This window comes from Mobiluncus porci (genome assembly GCF_009695935.1).
In the GTDB taxonomy this organism is placed as follows: domain Bacteria; phylum Actinomycetota; class Actinomycetes; order Actinomycetales; family Actinomycetaceae; genus Mobiluncus; species Mobiluncus porci.
Map to the genome: position 1 here is coordinate 1 of NZ_VUMY01000006.1, position 20083 is coordinate 20083.

The following is a 20083-nucleotide window of genomic DNA, read 5'->3' on the forward strand; positions in this document are numbered from 1 at the left end:
GTATTGGGTGTTACTCGGGGCGGGTATTACGCTTGGCGCTCGCGCTCCCGGTCTGCCCGTGATTTGGCTGATCAGCAACTTTTAACACGGATTCGTCGTATCTATGATGATTCGAGGCAAACCTACGCGGCTCCACGCGTGTTGGCGATGCTTCGGCGCGAAGGCGTTCGCACGTCGAAGCGGCGGGTCACCAGGCTCATGCGCTTAGCGGGCATGCAGGGTGTTACCCGAGCCAAAAAATATCGAGCAAAAACGAGGAAACAGCTTGTGAGGCCGGATTATTCTCTGGATTTGGTGCGCCGCGAGTTTCATGCCGAGGCTCCGAACCGATTGTGGTTTGCGGACATCACTTATGTGAAAACCTATCAGGGATGGTTGTTCCTGGCAGTAGTGTTCGATATTTACTCGCGTATGGTAGTCGGCTGGTCTATGGCTTCTAAAATGACTGCTGACCTGGTTGATAACGCGCTCAGGATGGCTATCGCCCGGAGGAACCCGCCCAGCGGGCTGATACATCATTCAGATCATGGTTCCCAGTATTGTTCCCTGCTGCTCGGATCCACAATGAGACCACGCGGGATACGACCCTCAATGGGATCTATCGCATCCCCGTGGAATAACGCGGTAACCGAGTCCTTAATGTCGACCATCAAAATGGAATGCGTCCACCCGTTCATTTTCAAAACCAGAGAGGAGGCAAAACTAGAAATCATCGACTACACCGAGCGGTTCTACAACCGAGTCAAAATCCACTCGAACCTGGGCGATCTAAGCCCGCTAGAATACGAACAACAACAATTACAAACTGTCAACTAAACCGAGCCAATTCCAACCCGAGTCAGCATAGAAACAACTTCCTTACCCATAGCCGCAAGCGTAACTTTTCGCGCTCAAAAAATATGAGGTACAGGTCAAGCTACGCGCTCAATATACGTAAGGTACGCCGGTATCTTTTCATAACATGGATACACTGTTATCCTTGATTTGCATAAACAAATTTATCTGTGTTGAACAATTTTTTGTCTTTCAAGTTTTCACCGCCTGACTTCCACAACCACAGACAAGTAGCCCAAACATTGAAACGATTGAAGAAATAACCCCTGCTCATCATTGACGAGTTAGGATACCTACCAATCGATGTAGACGCAGTGAGCCTTTTCTTCCAGCTCATCTCAGTCCGATACGAGCAAGGCTCGCTGATAATCGCGCCCGACCTACAAATCAGCAAATGGAGCGATACCCTAGGCTCCACAACCATAGCCACAGCCATAATCGATCGAGTCGTCAACCATGCCTAAGTCTTGCAAACCAGTGGAAAATCCTACCGACTCTGCAACCACTACCAAACGAAACCAAATACAACAAAACTGCTAAAACTCAACAGCTAAAAACGTACCATTTTCAACTATCACCGACAGTTGTTGAGTTCTTGGTTTACCTGGTATGTTTACACTCATGTGACTGTGGATATTATGCAGATTTCCTATGTCAAGTGACCGGTAACGGAATATATAACAAATTATGAAGGAGGCTGAAGTAATGCCTAAGGCTTTAGCGTTTAAAACTCTTTGGAGTGCGCATACTATTACCGTAGTTGGGACAAACACAAGTTTGATAGTTATACCTTTACCGGCGATTGAAGTTGTAAACGCGAGCGTATTTCAAATGAGTATACTCGAGGCTACTGAGTCTCTAGCTGTCCTCTTTCTGGGGCTTTTTATAGGAATATTGGCCGATTTGTTGGGAGGGCATAAGTCAATACTTGTAGCAAATACTATAAGGGGGATTTCATTACTAAGTATACCAATAGGGTATTTTTATTTCAGTCTTACATTTATTCAAGTATTTATTGTTGTCTTTTTGATTGGTTTAGGGACACTACTCTATGAAAGCGCAATCTCAAAATTAATTGTAACGGAGATTCCAGAAAACCAATGGACTCGAGTAAATGCTTACATGGAAGGAAGTTCCTCCGTTACGGAGGTGGCTGGTCCAGGGCTTGGGGGTCTGTTAGTGCAGTTTATAACCGCTCCACTTGCTGTTATTTTTGATTCACTCTGTTATTTTATTGGTGCTATTATTCTCATATTTCGCAATAAGAGTATTGTAGTAAAATCTACTGAGGCGAAAGTTAATCCCCCTGAGAATCTTCGGATGGAATATGGTACATTTCTAGTCGGTGTGAAACATATCTTTGAACAAAAAGTATTGAAATCTATTACTTTATCTGCTGCCCATTTCAACATTTTTACCGCAATGTATTATGGAGTGTACACTTTTTTTCTTGTACATACACTAGATTTTACGCCTTTAGTAGTTGGTTTATCGAGTGTTGCTGCAGGGTTAGGGGGAATTTTGGCGACGCTAACTGTAGAGCGGGCTACTAAAAGGTTTTCTACTGCTGTTCTGTTTATAGCGTCATTAACAATACCCGGAATCGTTTCCTTACTGGTACCTTTTTCGGGAACAATTAACGAAATCAGCATTGTATTTGCCTTAGTTGCTTTTTCTCAGTTCGCGTGGTCATACTCAATTGTAATCAACTTAGTCATGAGCGAGACAATTAAGCAAACATTAACGAATTCTGAAATGATTGGTAAAGTATCATCATCTATACGTTGGATAACACTTGGATTTGAGCCTATTGGAGCGATTATTGGAGGAATTCTTGCAACGTGGTTAGGAACATCTTTTGTACTGTACGCAAGCTCGATTGGTCTAATCACATCAATAGTTTGGCTCATTCCCAAAAATGGAATTCGTTCATTTGATATGAGAATGTGATTTGTCGTTCCTGCATCTAGGCATTGATAACACATCGCTTACTAAAAAAGTTGTTATGAAGTGCCACGGGTTTTGTTCCTAGTTTTTTGAGAGGATTGGAACATGCCTAGAAGGTATTCACAGGAGTTTAAGGATCGCGCGGTGCGGATGGTCGTGGATCGTTTGGCTGATGATCCCTCCTGCACGCAATGGCGTGCGGTAAACGAGATCGCTCCACGGCTGGGGATAGCAGTAGAGTCTTTGCGCCGCTGGCATGAACAGTCGTTGATCGACACTGGCCAACGGCCCGGGCTGACGCGTGAGGAGCATGAGGAGATCAAGCGCCTCAAACGCGAAAACGCTTAACTGCGGCGGGCGAATGAGATTTTGAAAACTGCTTCGGTTTTTTTCGCAGCGGAGCTCGACCGACCGGCCCGATGATGATCGCTTATATTGACGAATATAGGGATCGTTTCGGGGTTGAGCCGATATGCCGGGTATTGGGTGCGAGCCTGGAAGGAGGGTTTATCACCTCTCGCGGGTATCGTGCAGCGAAGAGCAGGCTAGTAAGCGCGAGAAGTATTCGTGACCAGATTCTCACTGAAGAACTACGGTTGATTCACGAAAAGAATTTTGGCGTCTATGGTGTGCGGAAAATGTGGCATGCAGTCAGGCGGGCTGGCTGGGGTGTTGGCCGTGACCAGGTGGCTCGGCTCATGAGGATCGCTGGAATTGAGGGCGTTCGCCGGGGACGCATCCCAGTGACGACCAGGCCTGCCCCCGAGCCGGATTCTCGCCCGGATTTGGTGAATCGGCAGTTCAAGGCGAGTAGGCCGAACGAGTTGTGGGTTGCTGATATTACGTATGTGCGAACCTTGTCCGGCTTCGTGTATACGGCGTTCGTCACTGACGTTTACAGCCGCAAGATTGTGGGTTGGGCGACCCGCTCGTCGACGAAAACTGAGGCGCTACCGTTAGAGGCGCTCGAACAAGCGGTGATGAGTGCCACGAATCAGCTTGACCAGCTCATACATCATTCTGATCATGGTTCCCAGTACACGAGCATCGCGTATAACGAGACGCTCACTGATTATGGGATTAAGCCCTCTACCGGGAGCGTGGGTGATTCCTACGATAACGCTCTCGCCGAGGCCGTTAACGGCTTGTATAAGACCGAGCTGATTTATTCCCAGCCCTGGGCGTCACTGACCGAGGTCGAGTTCGCTACATTGAACTGGGTGTACAGGTGGAACAACGAGCGCCTCCACGAATCACTAGGCTACTGCACGCCAGCCGAGATCATCAATATGTATAATCAGACCCGGGTCAGCGAACTGACCCCCGTATAAGAAACGGAACAAAACCCAGTACGCTTCACTTTCGGAAATTGAGATAGAAAATCTCTTGATGTGGTGATTTTCCGATGTTAATATGCGGTTATGAGAACGAATTTGGGGATTGGCGGCGTGACTTCTCCAAGGATTGCCGGGAAAGGCGCTGAGGCTAAGGCGGAACCGCGCACTTTCGATGACGGGTTCCCGATGCTCGGCTTTGTTCCAGGTCACGTGCTCACCTCGGAAACGGTTGCTGAAGCATTGGACGAGCAGTGAAGCTTTCGGGACTGCTGAAGATTTAGTTGACTTTTTGTCGCCGCAAACGACCTGTGTTCTTTGAAATCCCGAGAAATGGTATGAATGAATCAGGCGTAGGCGGAAAGGGCGCGATGATTGAAAAAACTTACGAGACTCCACGGGGAACCATCCACTATTGGGTCGGCGGCGAGGTGAGTCACCCGGCTCCGCGATTGGTATTCCTCCCAGGCTTGACCGCCGACCACCGACTGTTCAACGCTCAGCTCGCGCACTTCGCTAGCCGATACCCCACGCTGGTTTGGGACGCGCCGGGACACGCGGCCTCGAGGCCCTTCGACCTCACGTTTTCTCTTGCCGATAAGGCACGTTGGCTGCACGAAATCTTGGTTCAGGAAGGCTTCGACCGTCCGGTTTTGGTTGGTCAGTCTATGGGTGGTTACGTGGCGCAGTCCTATCTGCAACAGTTCCCCGGGTCGATTGCCGGATTAGTGTCGATTGACTCCGCCCCGCTTGGTCGCGCCTACACCACGGCGGCGGAACTGTGGTTGCTAAAACGCATGGAGCCGATTTATCGCCTTTACCCGTGGAAACTCCTATTACGCCACGGCTCAAACGGCGTTGCCACCACCGCCTCGGGGCGTGCTCTAATGCGCGAGATGATGCTCACTTACGACCCCGACCCGGCAGGTTACGCTAGATTGGCGGGCCACGGCTATCGCATCCTTGCCGAGGCGATGGAGGCGGACTTGCCCTACCGAATTGACTGCCCCGCACTGCTGATCTGTGGGGAAAAGGACCACGCGGGCTCCACCAGGCGATACAACAGGGCGTGGCAAGCGAAAACCGGCATCCCTCTGAAATGGGTCAAAGATGCCGGTCACAATGCCAACACTGACCAGCCCGAGGTGGTGAACCGACTAATCGATGAGTTTATCGAAACCCTCCGACACCATCCGGGCGAGTGACGATAACGAGATCGAAGCGGCCCGGTTTCCTTTGGGTCAACTCCTTGTCCGTGGCCACGCCTTCACCAACCAAGAACCGTGCAAACTCGGCCAGTTCGGCGGAGGTACCTTCATTGCTCGCTCTGTTCAGACAGTTTTGTCATACTCCAGCAAGCTTGCGCAGTAAATCGGAGCGTAAAGGATTTTGCCGTTTTCCTCAAGATTTACTTTGGGGCTGTCAACAAAAACGAAAGCCCTGTCTATGGTGTATTCGGGCACGTCAAGAGCGTTATTGAGGGCGGTGTGGGAGCGGAAACGGGAACCGGATTTTACTTCCAAGGCGGCAACCTCTCCGCCATTGTTTTCGACCACGAAGTCAAGCTCCCCGATTTTCTTGCTCGTGAAATAGCGCAAAGCAAAACCGTGAGCGGCAAGTTGGGTGGCAACCGCGTTTTCAGTGATTCCGCCAAGATTGATATCGCTCGAACCGTCCAAAAGTCCGAGCAAGGCGGGTTTAGGAAAACTGCTTGTCAACAGCCCCACGTCGGAGGCGAACAGCTTGAAAACATTGCGTTGCTGGGAGGCCAGCAGAGGGCGTACCGGTGCATCCACGTTATAGGTCGGCAAAGCCACCCCCGCGCCTGCCAGCCACAAGAAATGCTGTTGAACCTGGGAATATCGTTTCACGTCGCGGATGTCGCTCAGCTTGAAACGACGGTTGGGCATCTGAAGCTCAGAGGGTATCAGGTCGAAAATGTCGGTGAGAATGAGACGTAGTTCGCGTGGGGCGTATTTCGTGATGTCTTGACGGTAATAATCGCGGATGTCCGTTTGAATTTCCCTTACCCGGTCAACATCGCCATGCACCGCGTAATCGGCAACAGCCTGGGGCATTCCCCCCACGATTAAATAGCGATGCCACAAGTCGAGAAGACGTTTATGGAGGAAATCAGGGACGGGGGTACTTGCCGTGAAAGAGGTGCGGAGTTCGGTGAAAGCCTGGTTGGTCAGTCCCATCGCCCAGCAGAACTCTTCGAAGTCGAGTCCGAACATCTGAAGGTTAGTCGCGTATCCTACTGGCAGCGAGGAAACCGCCTCCAATCGCACTTCAAGCAACGAACCTGACAAAATATAGCGGAAATTGTGTTTCTGAACCAAGGCTTTAACAAACGTCAAAATCTCCGGGACTTCCTGGACTTCATCAATGATGATGACAGTGTCGCCTGGGGTGAGGGGAACATCGGTGGCGATGGAAATTCGCAAAGAGAGGTCATCTGCGCTGGTAGCGGCGGCAAAAGCCTCGAGGGTGGCTCTGTCGGTCGCCAAATCGAAGTAAGCAACGTTTTTAAAGTGCTTCGCGGCGAAGTTTCGAACCAGGTAGGTTTTGCCGACTTGGCGCGCTCCGGTAACAACCAGGGCTCTATCGGTTCCAGATTCCAGCCATCTCTGCAGTTCAGACTCCACTTTACGCCTTATCATACTCCATCGCTTTACACTAGTCTGATTCTGTAACTCTTATTATATTGCACTTGTCTGATTTTAGTAACCCCTAAATCTTGCACTTGTCCAATTTTGAAACCGGCGAAAATTGACACTCGTCTGATTCTGGCAAGTCTTTCGAATCGGAGGCTGGTTTTCTTTACCTTGTCATCGCACCTTGTGCGCCGGGTTGACGCTGGCCTCCGCCTGGTTTTCGCGCTAGTCTTCGGCTATCTCTACCTTGATTGCTTGCGAGGCGCTAATCGCACGGTCTTGTGCTATCGAGGCTGTTTCGCCGATTGCGGCCACGTTTCCAATGCGGGATTTATAGGTTCCGAGCTCCGAAATAATATCGCCTTGTCCGCGGGAAGGGAACCATTGCGGGCTACCTGGGAAGCGCGCCAAAGTGTCGATTCCGCGGATGTTCCTGATTGTTCCGGTTCGGTCTGCGTAGATGCTTACGTGCGAAAACCCGCCCTGATTCTCCCGGCTAGTCTCAGAGCAAGGAGCTACCCCTAGGGCCTGATTAACCGCCATCGCGTAAGGATTAAAGTTCGTTGTGCGAAGAATCCCCGGAGTAATCATGGCTCCGGCCATTCGCGCATTGATCTCAACCAACCTGAAGCCCTCGGTTGTCTCGATGAACTCCACATGCGCCTGTCCTAGGGTGTAGTCCAACGCCCGGAGCAGCCCAAAGACCCAGTCCTTGACGCTCCGCTCCCAGTTCGAATTTGGAACCCATGGGAAAGATTTCACCTTCTCGGTGAAGAAAGGGGGTTCGGAGAGGATGCGGTTGGTGACGCCGAAGAAGATTTCCCGCTCCGTATCTCTCCACACCTCAGCCGAGTAGGCTGGACCGAAATAGAAATCCTGAACCACGAACTCAGGGCCACTATGTCCGGAATTGAGAACCACCTCAGAGATAGCCGCTTCTGATTCGACGAGGTGAACCCCAATTTTCCCGGTACCACTCCGAAGCTTCATAATCTTGGGCCCCGACTGCGAGGCCTCCGAGGGACGCGCAAATCCTCGGGCGATGAGTTCGTTTTCCACAGCCTGTTTGTCCCGAAAAAACTCCAACTTCGCGGTATCCCCAAATTGGTGAAAACCGAACCTGTCACGCAGCTTCGAAGCAATCACACCCCAAGTGTCGGTGACACTGAAAACTTGCGCTATCGATGACAGATTATCCCTCACATAGTTCTCGAGCTCGGTGTCATCGCGAGTGGGAAATTCAACCACCTCAGCAAAAGTTTCCCCATAGTACCGTGCATCCTCCGCCAGAACGCGCAGGCTATACCCTTGTTCCCTGGCCGCCAAAGCCATTTCATCCAACTCTGACATTGCTTCAATGGCAAGCAAAATATTTGCTCCGGTCATTTTGCTCCTGTTTGTCTCTGAGCCTCTTTACAAAACTGAAACACCTATCTGCCCAAAAATCATAGCCGACCTAGAGGACTTTGAGCGGAACTAACCCTGGCCTCGCCTCCGGATCGGTCGAAATTTACGCAGCGTCAGCCACGTTGTAACGCTGGCGAAGGTGCGCGGGGTGTTCCAGTTCATCAAGGGCAGCGATGGCAAAAGTGCCGGTAAAGACGTGGTCCCCGACCGGATTATCCCCACCAAGGGAATACTTTGGGGTGGCCGCGCCTTTTTCAATCTTGATAGCGGGCACCTGCATCGTCCAATTCAGAGACTCATCCGAGGCTAGGTAAAGGTCTAACACCTGGGCGAAAATGCGCGGCTCCAAATAATCCGCAGGCATCGACTCAATCATTCGCTTGCCATCAGGCATAACCAAGCCGCCGGCCCCGCCCACCACGAAGATCCGCTGCGAAGGGCGCGCCTCTATAAGTGCTTTGTGAGCAGCCACGACTTCAGCCGCCTGCTCAGCCGTGCCGCCGCGAGCTGTTGCTGCCGTGGCGATAACGATGGCATCAGCATCCTGCGCGGCGGAAAGAATACTTGGGGTATCAAGAAGATTCCCCTGTCGATACTCAACGCCAGGAAGGGGTTCCTTCGCCGTGCCGGAGCGAGAAATTCCAATGACCTTTAGCCCGCGACGTGTGGCCTCCTTGGCGATTTCCGACCCGATAACGCCGGTTGCTCCCACGATTGCGATGGTGCTTACTTCACCCATGACTCCGCCTTTCTTTCGACAATTCTCTAACGGTTATAACGCAGCCGCGGGGATAAATATTCCTACCTCGTCGTAAGTGCCTCAGTCCGGCTCGCTTCCCTCCTTCCATAAAAGTTCGAGCAATCGTTCTACACATTTCTAGCAGCAGGATTTCTAACCTGTCGATGTACCTGGCCTGCACCCCTAGAAACCGAGGGTCTTCGCGGTGTCCTCGACCTGGCGCATCAGCACGTTGAAGTCCTCGACATATTCGTCGGGGCTGATAGTGCAAAGGAGCAGGACATTGCGCCCCTCGAGTTCGGTCGAGAAGATACCGGCGATGTTGTTTACCCTGAGGTACTCCGACAAGGCGAGGTTTCGCCGCGCAGCCTCCTCCGGATTATCGGCCTTTACCGAGAAAGTCACAATCGCGAGGCTCGCCGGAGTGACCACCTCCAGGAAAGACGACTCGCGCACGAGCTGTTCAAAGCGCTCCGCAATCCGAATCGACTTACTGACCATCTCGCGCATCGCTTTTGTGCCCGCTACCTGCAAGGTGAGCCACAGCGGCGGTCCGCGCGCTGGACGGGTGAGCTCCGGGCCCATGTCCCACCACTCGGGATCCTGGCCGAGCCCGGCGACGTCCTGGAGGTATTCCCCGCCCGCACTGTAAGCCGCGAGTAGCGTGCGCACATCTTTGACAAGCACCAACGCGCAGCCGTAAATCTGATAGAGCCACTTATGGCCGTCCCACACAATCGAATCCGCCCGCTCGATGCCGCGCGCCACCTCGGCGCGGTCCGACAAAACGACTGATCCGCCGTAAGCGCCATCGACGTGGAACCACAGGTTTTCGGCTTCGCAGATGTCGGCCAGCGCATCGAGGGGGTCAACAGACCCGGTGTTGGTGGTGCCGCAAGTGCCGACGACTGCGACGGGGATTTTCCCGCTCGCGCGGTCGGTTGCGATGGCTTCCGATAACGCCGCGGGAACCATCCGGAAGCCTAATCGTGGGCCACGACGTGCATATTTTCGCTTTGAATCCCGGCAATATGCAGCGCTTTACGCACCGAAGAATGTGTCTGGCTGGTGAGGTAAACGACCGCCTTCGGAAGATCCGCGAGCGTAACTTTCGCGTCGCGGGCCGCGGTCAGCGCGGTGAGTTCGCCCATGGAACCGCCGGAAACTATGAGCCCGGCCGGATGCGGATTCGCGTCGAGACCGGTCGCCTCCAAAGCCCACTGGATGGCCTGCTTCTCGGTGGAGCTTGCGCCCGGCGAGAGATACCACCCGCCCACATGCGGGTTGTAGGCCATCGCAATCATGTCCCCAAGCCAGCTCACCGACTGGGCCGGCCCCGGAATAAAGCCGAAAGATCGTGGGTGGCGCAGATTCGAGTCGTGCTCGAGGGCGTGAATCAGCTCCTCGGTGGCCTCTTTGAGGTCGCGCCCATCCGCTGAGAAGGGCGAGAGTTTCAGCTCGGTGCGGTCTTCTTGGCGCAAGACTGACCCGTCGCACGGTCTTTGCCCTGTCGCTTATAGCACCGTGTGGGGTTGGCTACTGCAACAGTCGGGTGGGGAGCGCCTCTTCGACAGCCTCGCCGCCCACGTTTTCGACCACGTAAGCCGAGCGCTCCGGCACTTCCGCAACGCATTCGGCCAGCTCGCTGCCGCGGTAGACCAGCCCGACGCCGTTATCCGTGCAATACGTGCGCCCAAGCGTCCCCTCAGTGACCAGCCGGTGCACCAGCGGGCGGCGCTGTTCCTCGGCGTCGTAGTGGACCCCGTTGTCATAAGGGATCAATCCCAGCCCATCGGTCACCGGACGCAAGGTTGGTCCGAAAGAATCGGTGGTTCCCCCGCGGTGCCAACAGATTGATCCCGCGGAAACGCCGGCCAAAACCACCCCGGCCTCCCACACGCGGCGAAAGATGGCGTCCAACCCGTGCACCCGCCACACCGCCAAGAGATTCTCGACTGATCCGCCGTCGACCCAGATGGCATCTTGCTCCATCAAGAAACCCTCAATATCCTCGACATTTGGCATGACGAACAGTCGCAGGGGATTGACCTCAATCCCGGCGAGCCGCCCAGCATCCTCGCGCTCGGCGATCTGGGAGAGCTGGTCACCACAAGCCGTTGCGAGATAACCCAACTTCGGCGTGCGCCCGGTTCCTCCCGCTCCGGCAAGTTCAAGGGCGTATTTCACGAGCGGCCCAAACTCGGCGCGGACCCGGGTTCCCGGGACATATCCACCAGAAGTTGCCAAAATCGTTGGGGTTTTCATGTTTTCCTTTCAACAGTTTGTTCGGCCCTCACGGCGCACTAGCTGCAACTATGTTATCGCGGGGATGGCTGTCGGTGTTTGCCTGGGCATCGTATTCGGAATGACGAAACCCGAAGACGGGACTAAACGCTAACACTGGGTCTCCGGCTGAGCTGTTGCCGGTAAGTTTTCAATCTCACCTTATGATTCGGGTGGGGAAACTTGAAAACGCGCAGTGAATGATTGGATTTTACCGCCAATGGCGGTAAAATATTGGCGGTAAAAGAGGGGGTGTTTGTGAACTACCAACCGCCGTTCAAACGTAACGACCGAATCGACTCGCTGAGCATGGAGATTGCGGAGCTGGTGGGGATGGTCTCTCCCGAGATGCCTTTGTCTAAAAGCCCCACGCTCCACCGGGAACTCAGAATCAAGACGATTCACTCGTCGCTTCTGATTGAGGGTAACAAACTCGATGAACAAGCCGTTAGCGCGATCATCGACGGAAAGCGAGTTCTCGGTGATGCCAATGATATCCGTGAGGTTGAAAACGCGAAGCGCGCCTATGACCTCATTCCTGAACTCAACCCGTACTCCCCGGAAGACCTCCTGCGGACGCACGGTGTCATGATGGAGGGCCTCACTGCTGATGCAGGGCGCTTTAGATCTGGAAACGTGGGGGTGTTCGAGGGGGATACCTTGATTCACGCGGGAACTCCGGCCGATTATGTTCCCGAAGTAATGGCCGACATCTTCGCGTGGATTGCGGCGACCACAATGCACCCCCTTATTGCCTCCTGCATTTTTCATTTTGAGTTCGAGTTTTGCCACCCGTTCTCGGACGGGAACGGCAGAATCGGTCGACTCTGGCACACTCTTCTGCTTTCCAGATGGAGGCCGGTTCTGGCCTGGCTGCCCATCGAGAGCACAATCAGGCAACGTCAGGCGAGCTATTACCTGGCTCTTGCCAAATCTGGAAAGACCGGCACCAGCCAGGTATTCGTCGAATTCATGCTCGAAACGATTAGGGATTCGATTCTTCCCTTCGCCAAGCCTGCCAGCGAACGCGACGTGATGAATGCCAAGGCCCTAGCCTTCTTCAAGGCAAACCCGCAGGCCAACATCAACCAACTGGTTGATTACCTCGGCTGCTCAAAGAGAAGTGCCGAAAGGCTGGTCGCTGGACTGAAGAATGATGGCAAACTGCTTCGAGAGGGGAGTGCTCGAGCGGGAAAATGGCTTGTAACCGAGTAAACACAAGATTTCTAGTTGCAGCTCACCGTTTTGCCAACCAGATTTCTCTGGTTTTGCCACCTCAGAACTGCCAGGAAAACCAGCCCGCCGAGTGCCAGACCATGCGGATTGCTGCCGGTCCATAGTTGCCGAAATCGGAGGGGTACCAGTCCTGGGAGTCCAGCAAAACGTCTTTGATATCTGCCTTTAGAGCCTCGAGGTCGAGGGACTCGAAGGCTGCTTTGTAATCGAAATCATCATCTTGCGGATTGATGACCCGCGGGTTTTTGGCCAGGATCGTCAGGTTCAACCTCTCCGGCCACCAGTCCTTGTTGGTAGGGGCGCCATTGCGGGCGTGCAGTTCTTGCAGATTTTTGATGTCCGGCATGGTGCTCTCTTTCCAGTTCTCCATTGTTAGATAATTAAGATAGTCTCATGGGCGGAATCCGTCCATCAAATCTAGTTTTTCCGAGATTCCATTTGAGGCGTTTCTGACTTTCAACGGTTCGTATTGTTTCGATAGAAACGGCGAGGTGCTGTTTTCCCAGCCGATTCGGCCTGCAGATGCGCGGAGGGTGATTGAAAACGCTACCAACCTGGGGAAACCGATTTGCGCCGCCACGACTAACCAGATGGTCGCTAATGGGAGCGAACCAGATTTGGATACCTATTTCGCTTTCGGAGGTTTTGACGTGCCGATTTCTGCGGATTTTCAAGGGATAGTGGAAAGCGAGCCGGTTTTCCAGCTCATGTGTGCTGCCCAAGAACCGGAGTATGCGGACCTGACTCGTGGAGCCGCGGGCGTGAAAATCATGGCGTGGTGGGAACGCGCGGTTGACATTATTCCTGCAACGAGTGGAAAAGACCTGGGTGTGAAGGCGATACTTGCGGCGCTGGGGTTAGAGCCGGAGCAGGCTATGGCGTTCGGGGATGGTCATAACGATATTGAGATGCTGCGCGCGGTAGGTTGGGGTGTGGCGATGGGAAATGGGCGCGACGAGGTGAAAGCCGCGGCTGATGACGTGGCTCCGAGTGTGGCCGATGAGGGGATTGACTGGTATTTGCGCGAAAACCATCTGATCCGAACCGCTCTTCAATCAGATAAACCAGGCGGTTTTTCTTGTCAATGTGCCTACTCCAAATAACCGGATAAATCCTCTTTCAAGGTATCTGGGGAGGTCATCAAACTCGTTGTCTGGATTATTGGAATGTATTGCAACTGTATTACGTTGTGATTAAGTATGTATATTAATGACTAATGCACGCTAGCTTCTTCGGTGCCACTGTTCAAGAGTTTTCAGAATTAGTTCGTTGCTTTCAATAAAGGCTCTGTGATTCGCCTGTACCCTACCGCCTACGCACACAACCGTGTCGCCTGCGTTGATATAGCTCCTGCCGGTTAGCAAATGCCCGGCATCAGTATAAACCTGTACCGTAACGTTTGCTGGTCGCTCTGCCTGAATAGCTTTGGCCATTGCTGGACTGTCCCACATGCAGTCGTCCTCACCTGCCAGGATGAGAATTCTGGCCTCTGTATCCTTTATAGAAATCGTTTTGGTCGCAATTTCTTGGTCGCTTGCCACGGCTGAGTTGTAGATGTTTTTGTACGTGATGGGAGAATGCGCCAGTAATGGCGTAATCACATCGCGCAAGAACACTGGCAAAGAACTACGTTTTATGTCTATAAATGGAAGTTCGTGGCCTTGATAAGTCCATGACGACCCGTATTCTTCGAAGTCGAGACCCGCAAAGGTGTAGGCCGAAGGAGAAATCAGAATAAGATTGCTGATTTGGGGGTATTTTGTGGCGAGATTCAAGGCATACTCGGCACCTTTTGAAGCGGCTACCACTGTGATTGGGGAAGTGCTTGTGGTTTTTTCGTTTATATATTCCAGCGCATCTTCAAATTGCTCCAGCGGGATTCTACTGAGAGTCTGGGGTTGATTCGGTTGTCCAAACATGAACAATGCCAATACTTCGTAACCATTTTGGGTAAATTGAACAGCATTCTCGTATCCGGGAGTTCCCTCGGAGCCTCCGTAGGTGATTATGATTCCCCGTCTTTTTGCTTTGAGAGAATCCTGATTGGAAACGAGATGAAAGCCCTGAGCGGTGCCGTGGTGTACCTCGCTGACGGTGATACCGTCCAGATTTTTCGGATATAGAGAAAGATCTGCTGGATCGGCATAGTATCGAGGAAAACTTGACTCTGAGGGAGCCGAGTATTTGTGGCTGTTGTAGATTCGTATGCCGCAAATGCTTGTCGCGAGTATTGCGACCATGATGCCAACCGTGAGAAGCGTTCTCTTTATCTTGCTAGCAGCCTTCGCGGGTTTCCCGGTAGGTTTATTCATATTTGCTGTCATTGTTCTTGACCCCTTGAGTGAATTGAATGTTGGTGATTGCTATTGCAATTTCTCGTTCATCCTGGCTACTTCCCCTTTGGTGAATAGCCACGTTACCAGCCAAATAATCAAGTAAGTCACCACGATTGAGACAATAACCCCGAGCATGCCCCATCCGGAGCTCCACCATTTCAGATAACTTCCCGCAGCTATGCCACAGAGGATTACAACTCCGAAATGCATCGCGGCGCTGAGTGCCAGAGGGCGATGCTCGTCACGGTAAAGCAGTCCAGCAAAAGAGCAAATAATGCCATAAAGGGCATAGACGACTCGTTCAACAAAAACAGCCAGGTTCGAATTTGTGAACCCGTTGAGGAATTCGGGTGTGCCGGGAGAAAAAGACGTGCCAGCGAAAGTAAATGAGAAAACGAGCTCTATGGTTGTTCCAATGGCGACTCCAACGCAAGCGCCCAAAAGAGCCATGCCGATAACTTCTTTGGTTTTCATTTTGGGTTCCTCCTAAAATCCGAGTTTTTTCTTGAAAGTTGACAGGTGCCGGCGAGCGACGAAAAACTTGCTGCCGTCTTTGAGATGTACGGTGATGGTTCCGGTAAGGGAGAGATCGAGATTTTCGATGGCAGAGATATTGACGATTTCCGACTGTGAAATCCGCGCAAAATCAGAAGCAGCGAGGGAACTCTCTAGCTCGTACATGCGCTGTTTGATGCGCCAATCACCGTTAGCCGTACGGGCATAAACTGCCTTGTTTTTGGTGAAAAACGCGAGTACCTTGCGCACGTCAAGGACGGTGGCGTCGCTTCCTCGTGTTCCGATGATACGACCAAGTGAGTCTGTCTCGAGTGCCTGGATGGCACGAACTTCCGAATTAACCTTGGGTGCGATTATCGTCACGGTTGTTTCCGTTACAGTTGGGTCAATCGTGAGCGTGAGTTTCATCGCTGTTTCCTTTCGGGGGGTCGTTTTAAGTAAAGACCCCAAGCCGGTGTCTTGACAAAAAGATTTGACTAAGCGGTAGGGATTCCGGGATAAGCGGCAGGTTTCGCTCATCGGAAGCAGACACCAGATCTGCCTAGGGCAATCGGGCAGACAAGTTTTTGGGATAATGTCTCCAGGAGGGCAGTATGGAGCGAGTGACAATGCGGGAGATTCTGGCGATTTTGCGGTGTAAGGTCAAGGACCCGGGGAAATGGTGGCCGGCGGAGACACGTTTTGAGATTCTGGTCGGGGCGGTTTTGACGCAAAACACGACGTGGACAAGTGTTGAGAAAGCGATAGCGAACCTCAAAGGGCTCGGGCTGTTGGAACCGACACGCCTTGCTGATGCGGATCCCGAGGAAATAGGAGAGGCCATCCGCACGGCGGGCTATTGGCGAGTGAAAACCGCTTATCTATTGGCGATTACTGAGTGGTTTTTGGAAATCGACGCGCGGGCGACCGAACTTACCGACGCGGAACTGCGTCGCTCCCTCTTGGAGGTTCGCGGAGTGGGGGAGGAAACTGCCGATGACATCATGCTTTATGCTTACCGAAGACCGGTGTTCATTTACGACGCCTACGGACGGCGCTTGCTTGCAGCCGCGGGTTGGGGCGAGTTTCGCACCTACCCTGCCGCCCGAAAGGCCCTCGACGGGCGAATCCGCGCGGAAGGTTTTACCGTCGCGGAACTCGCTGAACTGCACGGACTGATTGTCCAGGCCGGCAAAGACGCCCGCGCTGCCGGCGGCTGGGACAAATACTGGCCGACTTCTGAATGATGCCGAGCGGGTAATCCAGGGTTCATACCCAAGTTGGTTTATGTAACTCAGGAGAATTTGGCCATGAGTGGCATATATGGCAGTGAGGCCCGATTTTTCCTGAGTTACGTAATCAATCGGGACTATAACCCTCGCGGAGGGGTGTCTGTCGGCGCGTTTTTTACCATTTTGGCCCGTCCCCATTGGTAAAAAAGAGCGACTCTCAAAAAAGACGTTCCTCCTGAGAAATCCCTAGATAAAAGCTAGACTGAAACTGTGGCTGTCTCTGCCGGATGGAGACCACCTTGACGGGCAACGGCCTCGTCGGGAAACCCCCCACTGGTGGAAAGAAGCCTCAACTCAGCCCAGAGAATTACGAAAGGACATGCAAATGGCTATGGACGAAACGATTAAGAACAAGGCCGAGGAATTTGGTGGCAAAGCCAAAGAGATGGCGGGAGACGTGACCGGGGATCGGGATTTGCAATCTGAAGGAGTCCACGACCAAGCCAGTGGCCAGGCTAAAGAGACTGCTAACCAGCTTGGGGAGAAGCTTGACAACGCCCGAGAGGCCGTGACGGACGTGGCGGAGGATCTCGGAGCGAAAGTCAAGGGTGCTGTGGACGGATTGAAAGACGCTTTCGGCGGCAAAGACAACTAATCTAGACAAACTCACGGGCTGCCTGAACTCACGAGTTCAGGCAGCCCTGGTTTTTAAAGTTTGTGACTCCAGTAGCCGGTGAGCGCAAAGGCAGCCAGGAGCTGGAAAGCGGCTGCCAGCTGCAAGGCAATAAAGGCGGGGATACTAAAGCCTCCCACAATGAGCGACGCGCCCACGAGCGCCATGGCGAGCACGGTGACAACCGGCCTGCCGGATTTGGCGCGAATGGCGGCTTCGCGCTCATCGTGTTCGGCGATATAAGCCTTCTTCAATTTTTCTTCGTTTCGCATCTTGTCCATATTGGAACTCAGATAGGCAAGGCAAATTAACTCAAAAATGATGGCGGCAACAGTGATGATATTGACTATTGGCGCGTCTGGCATTTGTGAGCGCAAGAAGTTGTTGCCCACCGTTGCGAGCAGCATTCCTCCGATGATGAAAAACAATGTCAGACCTTGACGTTTCTTTAGCTCTATGCGGTATTCCTCAAGTTGGTTCATTGTGTTTCCTCCAAGTCTGAAAAATCGAAGACATCTTCGATGCTGAGATTGAAAAAGTGTGAAATTTTATAGGCCAGCTGCAGCGAGGCTACGTACTTTCCGGTTTCGACGGAAGTGATGGTTTGCCGAGTGACTCCTACGGCTTCAGCAAGTTCTCCCTGGGAGAGCTTGCGCTCCTTTCGCAGGCGAGGAATCTCGGTTTTCATAAAACCCCTTTGCTAAGTAAACTTTACATAAAAAGAATAGCCTGCTTGACATTATCTGTCAAGCAGGCTTTGCAAATCGGTAGAGCTAGCGAAGCGCAATTCGCTTCGCTAAGGGATTAATTATCTCGCAGCCGCAATCGCGGTTGCCGTCAGGCTCCATCGCACGGGCGGGTTTTACGCTGCATAGGCATTCCCTAGAAGCATGGCGGTATCGAGCATCGGCACAGGGCCGTACTCTCCAGCAGCGGTGGGATCTTCTCCGTCCTCATTGTCATCGAAGTATTCGAATTCTTCGGTGGGGAAGGGGCCTGATTCATCCCAAGTCTGGTTGCCTGAATATTCGAGAGCCGCGATAAAAATGCCAATCATGGATATCGTCCAGATGGTGCTGATGATAGTGAGGATGGCTCCGATGATGATGCCAGCGATTGCAAAGCCACGATTCTTCGTGGCGCCGGCGCGGTTGAGCTGAACCAGGGCCACAATGCTGATAATCAGGCCCACCAGCGAAGCCACAATCGAAAGGATAAATCCCACAATCGCCATGGTGGCTCCCGGCGGGTTCGCATTTGGCTGTTGGTAGCCGTAAGGAGGATAGCCCGCGGGTTGAATCGGCTGATCCGGCTGGCCGAAGTAGGGCTGGCTCGGGTTTGGCTGACCGGGTTGGTTTTGTTGACCGAACTGTCCAGTCTGCCCGAATGTACCGGAAGAGGAAGATTCGGGCAGACCAAAGCTCGGCTGGCCAAAACTAGGTTGGCTCGGCTGTCCGAAAGGTGTCCCGGAGGAATACTGTCCCTGCGTTGGGTTCTCGGGATTACTGGGGCTTGAGTTCATCTCATTCATCAATACTCTCCTAAAATACGGCTGTGAGTTTCCCCTCCTATCTTAGGTTCTCGAAGAGCCGGTAGAGGAGTAAACGCCGCTAAAAAATCCATGTCAGGTGTTAAATGTGCGTAAATATCGATATTTCGCCGTACTCGCGCCACTAGCGATAGTTAGTGATCTGGTTGCGGGGCGCGGCGAGTAGAGCGGTTTTAGGTCACAGGAGAATCCGGGGAAACCACAGCCTCACCCTGGGGGCACTTTCGTGAATTTAGTAGGAGAGCCTCCGACAAGCAAATCGCCTTGACCTGCTGCTTTGAAAATGGGTCGGAAGATAGTGAAGTCAAAGTGGTCACCTAGGACGCCCCTGCACAAGAAACTATTCCTAGTGTTCCTAATGCTAACTGTCGTTTCGGAACCAAGGCCGAGCGATGGCGGACTAAGGTGAAAGCGGGGACAGTGGTGACCCGTAAGAACAACACCTAAAAAGAATCCCAGGGGAGAAAACATGAAAACAGCATTGATAGTTGGCGGCGGACTGATTGGAATGTCTTTTGCCGAGCGCTTTGTGGAACACGGTTGGCAGGTCCGTGTCTTGGACGTCCGCCCTGAGCTTGAGTCCCAGGTAAAAGACCGTTTTGGGGAGAAAGGCGAGTATTTTTCCGACCTCGAGGCTGCCGCGCAAGGCGTTGATTTTGTTCAAGAGGCTGGGCCGGAAAATCTAGAATGGAAACACGAGACCTTTGCGGGACTCGGCGCGGCCACCTCTGAAGGTGTCATTCTCGCGTCTTCTTCCTCGGCCATCTTGCCGTCGAAAATCGCGGAGGGTAACCCCGCCGCGAACCGCATCATTATCGGACACCCCTTTACCCCACCGGCAATCATGCCTGTCCTCGAGATTGTCCCGAGCCCCGACACCGACCCGAAAATCGTGGACGCAGCGATGGGAATCTACCGCGAAATCGGCTTTGACCCATCCAAACTTAATAAGGAAATCTTCGGATTCGTCGGGAACCGCATCCAAAAAGTCATCATGTGGGAGGCGTTCTATCTCTTGCAACAAGGGGTGATCGACGTGGAGAACCTCGACCGGATTATCCGCAACTCCCTCGGGTTGCGCTATGCGGCAGTCGGCCCCTTGGAGGCCAACCGGCTCGGCGGTGGGCCTGAGGGTGCCCGGAAACTCATCAAGGGGATTGCTGGAGGCTGGGATAAGACCATGCCGGCGGGCGTTCCAGATATGAGCCGCCTTGATGAAATCCTGGATGAAATCGACGCCACTTTCGGAACCGACACAGCCTCCTTCCAGCAGCGCTCCGAGGCTCGCGACGAAAAGATGCGCGGATTCCTGGACGTGATTGCGAAGGTCGAACCCGCGTCAAAGCCCTGAGATTCGCTTG

The 20083-nt window shown here is 52.9% G+C and carries 23 protein-coding genes and 2 pseudogenes; 12 read left to right on the top strand and 13 right to left on the bottom strand.

The window, feature by feature from the left end; genetic code table 11:
* The 6 genes and pseudogenes from FYJ63_RS04005 to FYJ63_RS04030 form a co-directional block, all read left to right on the top strand.
* On the top strand, window positions 1-816 hold an 816-nt coding region (locus tag FYJ63_RS04005; RefSeq protein ID WP_154544033.1), incomplete at its 5' end, for an IS3 family transposase.
* 293 nt (window positions 817-1109) lie between these two features.
* Window positions 1110-1298 (top strand): ATP-binding protein, encoded by a 189-nt coding sequence (locus tag FYJ63_RS11155; protein ID WP_338106824.1) that lies wholly within the window; start codon window positions 1110-1112, stop codon window positions 1296-1298.
* Between the two features lie 241 nt (window positions 1299-1539).
* Complete coding sequence (locus FYJ63_RS04015; RefSeq protein WP_195839331.1) at window positions 1540-2784, top strand: MFS transporter; 1245 nt, start codon at window positions 1540-1542, stop codon at window positions 2782-2784.
* Between the two features lie 102 nt (window positions 2785-2886).
* Window positions 2887-4112, top strand: a pseudogene (locus tag FYJ63_RS04020) (IS3 family transposase).
* 90 nt (window positions 4113-4202) lie between these two features.
* Entirely contained in the window at window positions 4203-4373 is a 171-nt protein-coding gene (locus tag FYJ63_RS04025) for a hypothetical protein (RefSeq protein ID WP_154544037.1), read from the top strand.
* Window positions 4374-4453: 80 nt separating this feature from the next.
* Window positions 4454-5320 (top strand): alpha/beta fold hydrolase, encoded by an 867-nt coding sequence (locus FYJ63_RS04030; RefSeq protein WP_229769954.1) that lies wholly within the window; start codon window positions 4454-4456, stop codon window positions 5318-5320.
* A gap of 126 nt (window positions 5321-5446) precedes the next feature.
* Here FYJ63_RS04030 and FYJ63_RS04035 read toward each other — a convergent pair whose 3' ends face one another.
* From FYJ63_RS04035 to FYJ63_RS04055, 6 genes are all read right to left on the bottom strand, one after another.
* Complete coding sequence (locus FYJ63_RS04035; RefSeq protein ID WP_154544041.1) at window positions 5447-6778, bottom strand: ATP-binding protein; 1332 nt, start codon at window positions 6776-6778, stop codon at window positions 5447-5449.
* Between the two features lie 219 nt (window positions 6779-6997).
* Window positions 6998-8158 carry an ATP-grasp domain-containing protein gene (locus FYJ63_RS04040; protein WP_154544043.1) on the bottom strand — a complete coding sequence of 387 codons (1161 nt, stop codon included), beginning with the start codon at window positions 8156-8158 and terminating at the stop codon, window positions 6998-7000.
* Window positions 8159-8282: 124 nt separating this feature from the next.
* Window positions 8283-8918 (bottom strand): NAD(P)-dependent oxidoreductase, encoded by a 636-nt coding sequence (locus FYJ63_RS04045; RefSeq protein WP_154544045.1) that lies wholly within the window; start codon window positions 8916-8918, stop codon window positions 8283-8285.
* Between the two features lie 183 nt (window positions 8919-9101).
* Window positions 9102-9893 carry a pyridoxal phosphate-dependent decarboxylase family protein gene (locus FYJ63_RS11160; RefSeq protein WP_229769955.1) on the bottom strand — a complete coding sequence of 264 codons (792 nt, stop codon included), beginning with the start codon at window positions 9891-9893 and terminating at the stop codon, window positions 9102-9104.
* A gap of 8 nt (window positions 9894-9901) precedes the next feature.
* Window positions 9902-10399, bottom strand: a complete 498-nt coding sequence (locus tag FYJ63_RS11165) for a hypothetical protein (RefSeq protein WP_229769956.1) — start codon at window positions 10397-10399, stop codon at window positions 9902-9904.
* A gap of 55 nt (window positions 10400-10454) precedes the next feature.
* Complete coding sequence (locus FYJ63_RS04055) at window positions 10455-11183, bottom strand: Type 1 glutamine amidotransferase-like domain-containing protein (RefSeq protein ID WP_154544047.1); 729 nt, start codon at window positions 11181-11183, stop codon at window positions 10455-10457.
* 276 nt (window positions 11184-11459) lie between these two features.
* Between FYJ63_RS04055 and FYJ63_RS04060 the strand changes: the two genes are divergently transcribed.
* Complete coding sequence (locus FYJ63_RS04060; protein WP_287847998.1) at window positions 11460-12416, top strand: Fic family protein; 957 nt, start codon at window positions 11460-11462, stop codon at window positions 12414-12416.
* Window positions 12417-12477: 61 nt separating this feature from the next.
* Here FYJ63_RS04060 and FYJ63_RS04065 read toward each other — a convergent pair whose 3' ends face one another.
* The gene (locus FYJ63_RS04065) at window positions 12478-12783 is read right to left on the bottom strand and encodes a hypothetical protein (RefSeq protein ID WP_229769957.1); all 306 of its coding nucleotides are present in this window, start codon (window positions 12781-12783) and stop codon (window positions 12478-12480) included.
* 64 nt (window positions 12784-12847) lie between these two features.
* On the opposite strand from FYJ63_RS04065, the gene FYJ63_RS04070 reads away from it, so the two are divergent.
* Window positions 12848-13540: an HAD family hydrolase gene (locus FYJ63_RS04070; protein ID WP_338106825.1), complete on the top strand. Its 693-nt coding sequence runs from the start codon at window positions 12848-12850 to the stop codon at window positions 13538-13540.
* A 120-nt stretch (window positions 13541-13660) separates the two neighbouring features.
* Here FYJ63_RS04070 and FYJ63_RS04075 read toward each other — a convergent pair whose 3' ends face one another.
* The 3 genes from FYJ63_RS04075 to FYJ63_RS04085 are packed head-to-tail and all read right to left on the bottom strand — an operon-like array spanning window position 13661 to window position 15697.
* On the bottom strand, window positions 13661-14761 hold the full coding sequence (locus FYJ63_RS04075; protein ID WP_154544051.1) for an acyl-CoA thioester hydrolase/BAAT C-terminal domain-containing protein: 1101 nt from the start codon (window positions 14759-14761) through the stop codon (window positions 13661-13663).
* A 39-nt stretch (window positions 14762-14800) separates the two neighbouring features.
* Window positions 14801-15247, bottom strand: a complete 447-nt coding sequence (locus tag FYJ63_RS04080) for a DUF3021 domain-containing protein (RefSeq protein WP_154544053.1) — start codon at window positions 15245-15247, stop codon at window positions 14801-14803.
* A gap of 12 nt (window positions 15248-15259) precedes the next feature.
* A complete protein-coding gene (locus tag FYJ63_RS04085; RefSeq protein ID WP_195839332.1) occupies window positions 15260-15697 on the bottom strand; it encodes a LytTR family DNA-binding domain-containing protein in 438 nt (145 codons plus the stop codon).
* A gap of 185 nt (window positions 15698-15882) precedes the next feature.
* On the opposite strand from FYJ63_RS04085, the gene FYJ63_RS04090 reads away from it, so the two are divergent.
* Entirely contained in the window at window positions 15883-16515 is a 633-nt protein-coding gene (locus FYJ63_RS04090; protein WP_154544057.1) for an endonuclease III domain-containing protein, read from the top strand.
* A gap of 370 nt (window positions 16516-16885) precedes the next feature.
* The gene (locus FYJ63_RS04095) at window positions 16886-17155 is read left to right on the top strand and encodes a CsbD family protein (protein WP_154544059.1); all 270 of its coding nucleotides are present in this window, start codon (window positions 16886-16888) and stop codon (window positions 17153-17155) included.
* 53 nt (window positions 17156-17208) lie between these two features.
* Here the strand turns inward: FYJ63_RS04095 and FYJ63_RS04100 are convergent, their stop codons facing one another.
* From FYJ63_RS04100 to FYJ63_RS04110, 3 genes are all read right to left on the bottom strand, one after another.
* The gene (locus FYJ63_RS04100) at window positions 17209-17655 is read right to left on the bottom strand and encodes a hypothetical protein (RefSeq protein ID WP_154544061.1); all 447 of its coding nucleotides are present in this window, start codon (window positions 17653-17655) and stop codon (window positions 17209-17211) included.
* The gene (locus FYJ63_RS04105) at window positions 17652-17861 is read right to left on the bottom strand and encodes a helix-turn-helix transcriptional regulator (RefSeq protein ID WP_154544063.1); all 210 of its coding nucleotides are present in this window, start codon (window positions 17859-17861) and stop codon (window positions 17652-17654) included. Before FYJ63_RS04105 ends, FYJ63_RS04100 begins: the two co-directional genes overlap by 4 nt.
* Before the next feature lie 174 nt (window positions 17862-18035).
* Entirely contained in the window at window positions 18036-18704 is a 669-nt protein-coding gene (locus FYJ63_RS04110; protein ID WP_154544065.1) for a hypothetical protein, read from the bottom strand.
* Window positions 18705-19188: 484 nt separating this feature from the next.
* On the opposite strand from FYJ63_RS04110, the pseudogene FYJ63_RS11420 reads away from it, so the two are divergent.
* Window positions 19189-19647, top strand: a pseudogene (locus FYJ63_RS11420) (3-hydroxyacyl-CoA dehydrogenase family protein); the annotation flags it as partial.
* Complete coding sequence (locus FYJ63_RS11425; RefSeq protein WP_338106826.1) at window positions 19627-20073, top strand: 3-hydroxyacyl-CoA dehydrogenase family protein; 447 nt, start codon at window positions 19627-19629, stop codon at window positions 20071-20073. The pseudogene FYJ63_RS11420 and the gene FYJ63_RS11425, both read left to right, overlap by 21 nt.
* Window positions 20074-20083: the final 10 nt, after the last annotated feature.

Excerpts from the sequence above, each read along its gene's own strand:
- FYJ63_RS04090 (WP_154544057.1), top strand. The coding sequence starts at position 15,883 with ATGGAGCGAGTGACAATGCGGGAGATTCTGGCGATTTTGCGGTGTAAG.
- FYJ63_RS04100 (WP_154544061.1), bottom strand. The coding sequence starts at position 17,655 with ATGAACCAACTTGAGGAATACCGCATAGAGCTAAAGAAACGTCAAGGT.
- FYJ63_RS04080 (WP_154544053.1), bottom strand. The coding sequence starts at position 15,247 with ATGAAAACCAAAGAAGTTATCGGCATGGCTCTTTTGGGCGCTTGCGTT.
- FYJ63_RS04025 (WP_154544037.1), top strand. The coding sequence starts at position 4,203 with ATGAGAACGAATTTGGGGATTGGCGGCGTGACTTCTCCAAGGATTGCC.
- FYJ63_RS04075 (WP_154544051.1), bottom strand. The coding sequence starts at position 14,761 with ATGACAGCAAATATGAATAAACCTACCGGGAAACCCGCGAAGGCTGCT.
- FYJ63_RS04110 (WP_154544065.1), bottom strand. The coding sequence starts at position 18,704 with ATGAATGAGATGAACTCAAGCCCCAGTAATCCCGAGAACCCAACGCAG.
- FYJ63_RS11160 (WP_229769955.1), bottom strand. The coding sequence starts at position 9,893 with ATGGTTCCCGCGGCGTTATCGGAAGCCATCGCAACCGACCGCGCGAGC.
- FYJ63_RS04040 (WP_154544043.1), bottom strand. The coding sequence starts at position 8,158 with ATGACCGGAGCAAATATTTTGCTTGCCATTGAAGCAATGTCAGAGTTG.
- FYJ63_RS04085 (WP_195839332.1), bottom strand. The coding sequence starts at position 15,697 with ATGAAACTCACGCTCACGATTGACCCAACTGTAACGGAAACAACCGTG.
- FYJ63_RS04055 (WP_154544047.1), bottom strand. The coding sequence starts at position 11,183 with ATGAAAACCCCAACGATTTTGGCAACTTCTGGTGGATATGTCCCGGGA.
- FYJ63_RS04030 (WP_229769954.1), top strand. The coding sequence starts at position 4,454 with ATGAATGAATCAGGCGTAGGCGGAAAGGGCGCGATGATTGAAAAAACT.
- FYJ63_RS04035 (WP_154544041.1), bottom strand. The coding sequence starts at position 6,778 with ATGATAAGGCGTAAAGTGGAGTCTGAACTGCAGAGATGGCTGGAATCT.
- FYJ63_RS04105 (WP_154544063.1), bottom strand. The coding sequence starts at position 17,861 with ATGAAAACCGAGATTCCTCGCCTGCGAAAGGAGCGCAAGCTCTCCCAG.
- FYJ63_RS04065 (WP_229769957.1), bottom strand. The coding sequence starts at position 12,783 with ATGCCGGACATCAAAAATCTGCAAGAACTGCACGCCCGCAATGGCGCC.
- FYJ63_RS04015 (WP_195839331.1), top strand. The coding sequence starts at position 1,540 with ATGCCTAAGGCTTTAGCGTTTAAAACTCTTTGGAGTGCGCATACTATT.
- FYJ63_RS04095 (WP_154544059.1), top strand. The coding sequence starts at position 16,886 with ATGGCTATGGACGAAACGATTAAGAACAAGGCCGAGGAATTTGGTGGC.
- FYJ63_RS11425 (WP_338106826.1), top strand. The coding sequence starts at position 19,627 with ATGGGAATCTACCGCGAAATCGGCTTTGACCCATCCAAACTTAATAAG.
- FYJ63_RS04045 (WP_154544045.1), bottom strand. The coding sequence starts at position 8,918 with ATGGGTGAAGTAAGCACCATCGCAATCGTGGGAGCAACCGGCGTTATC.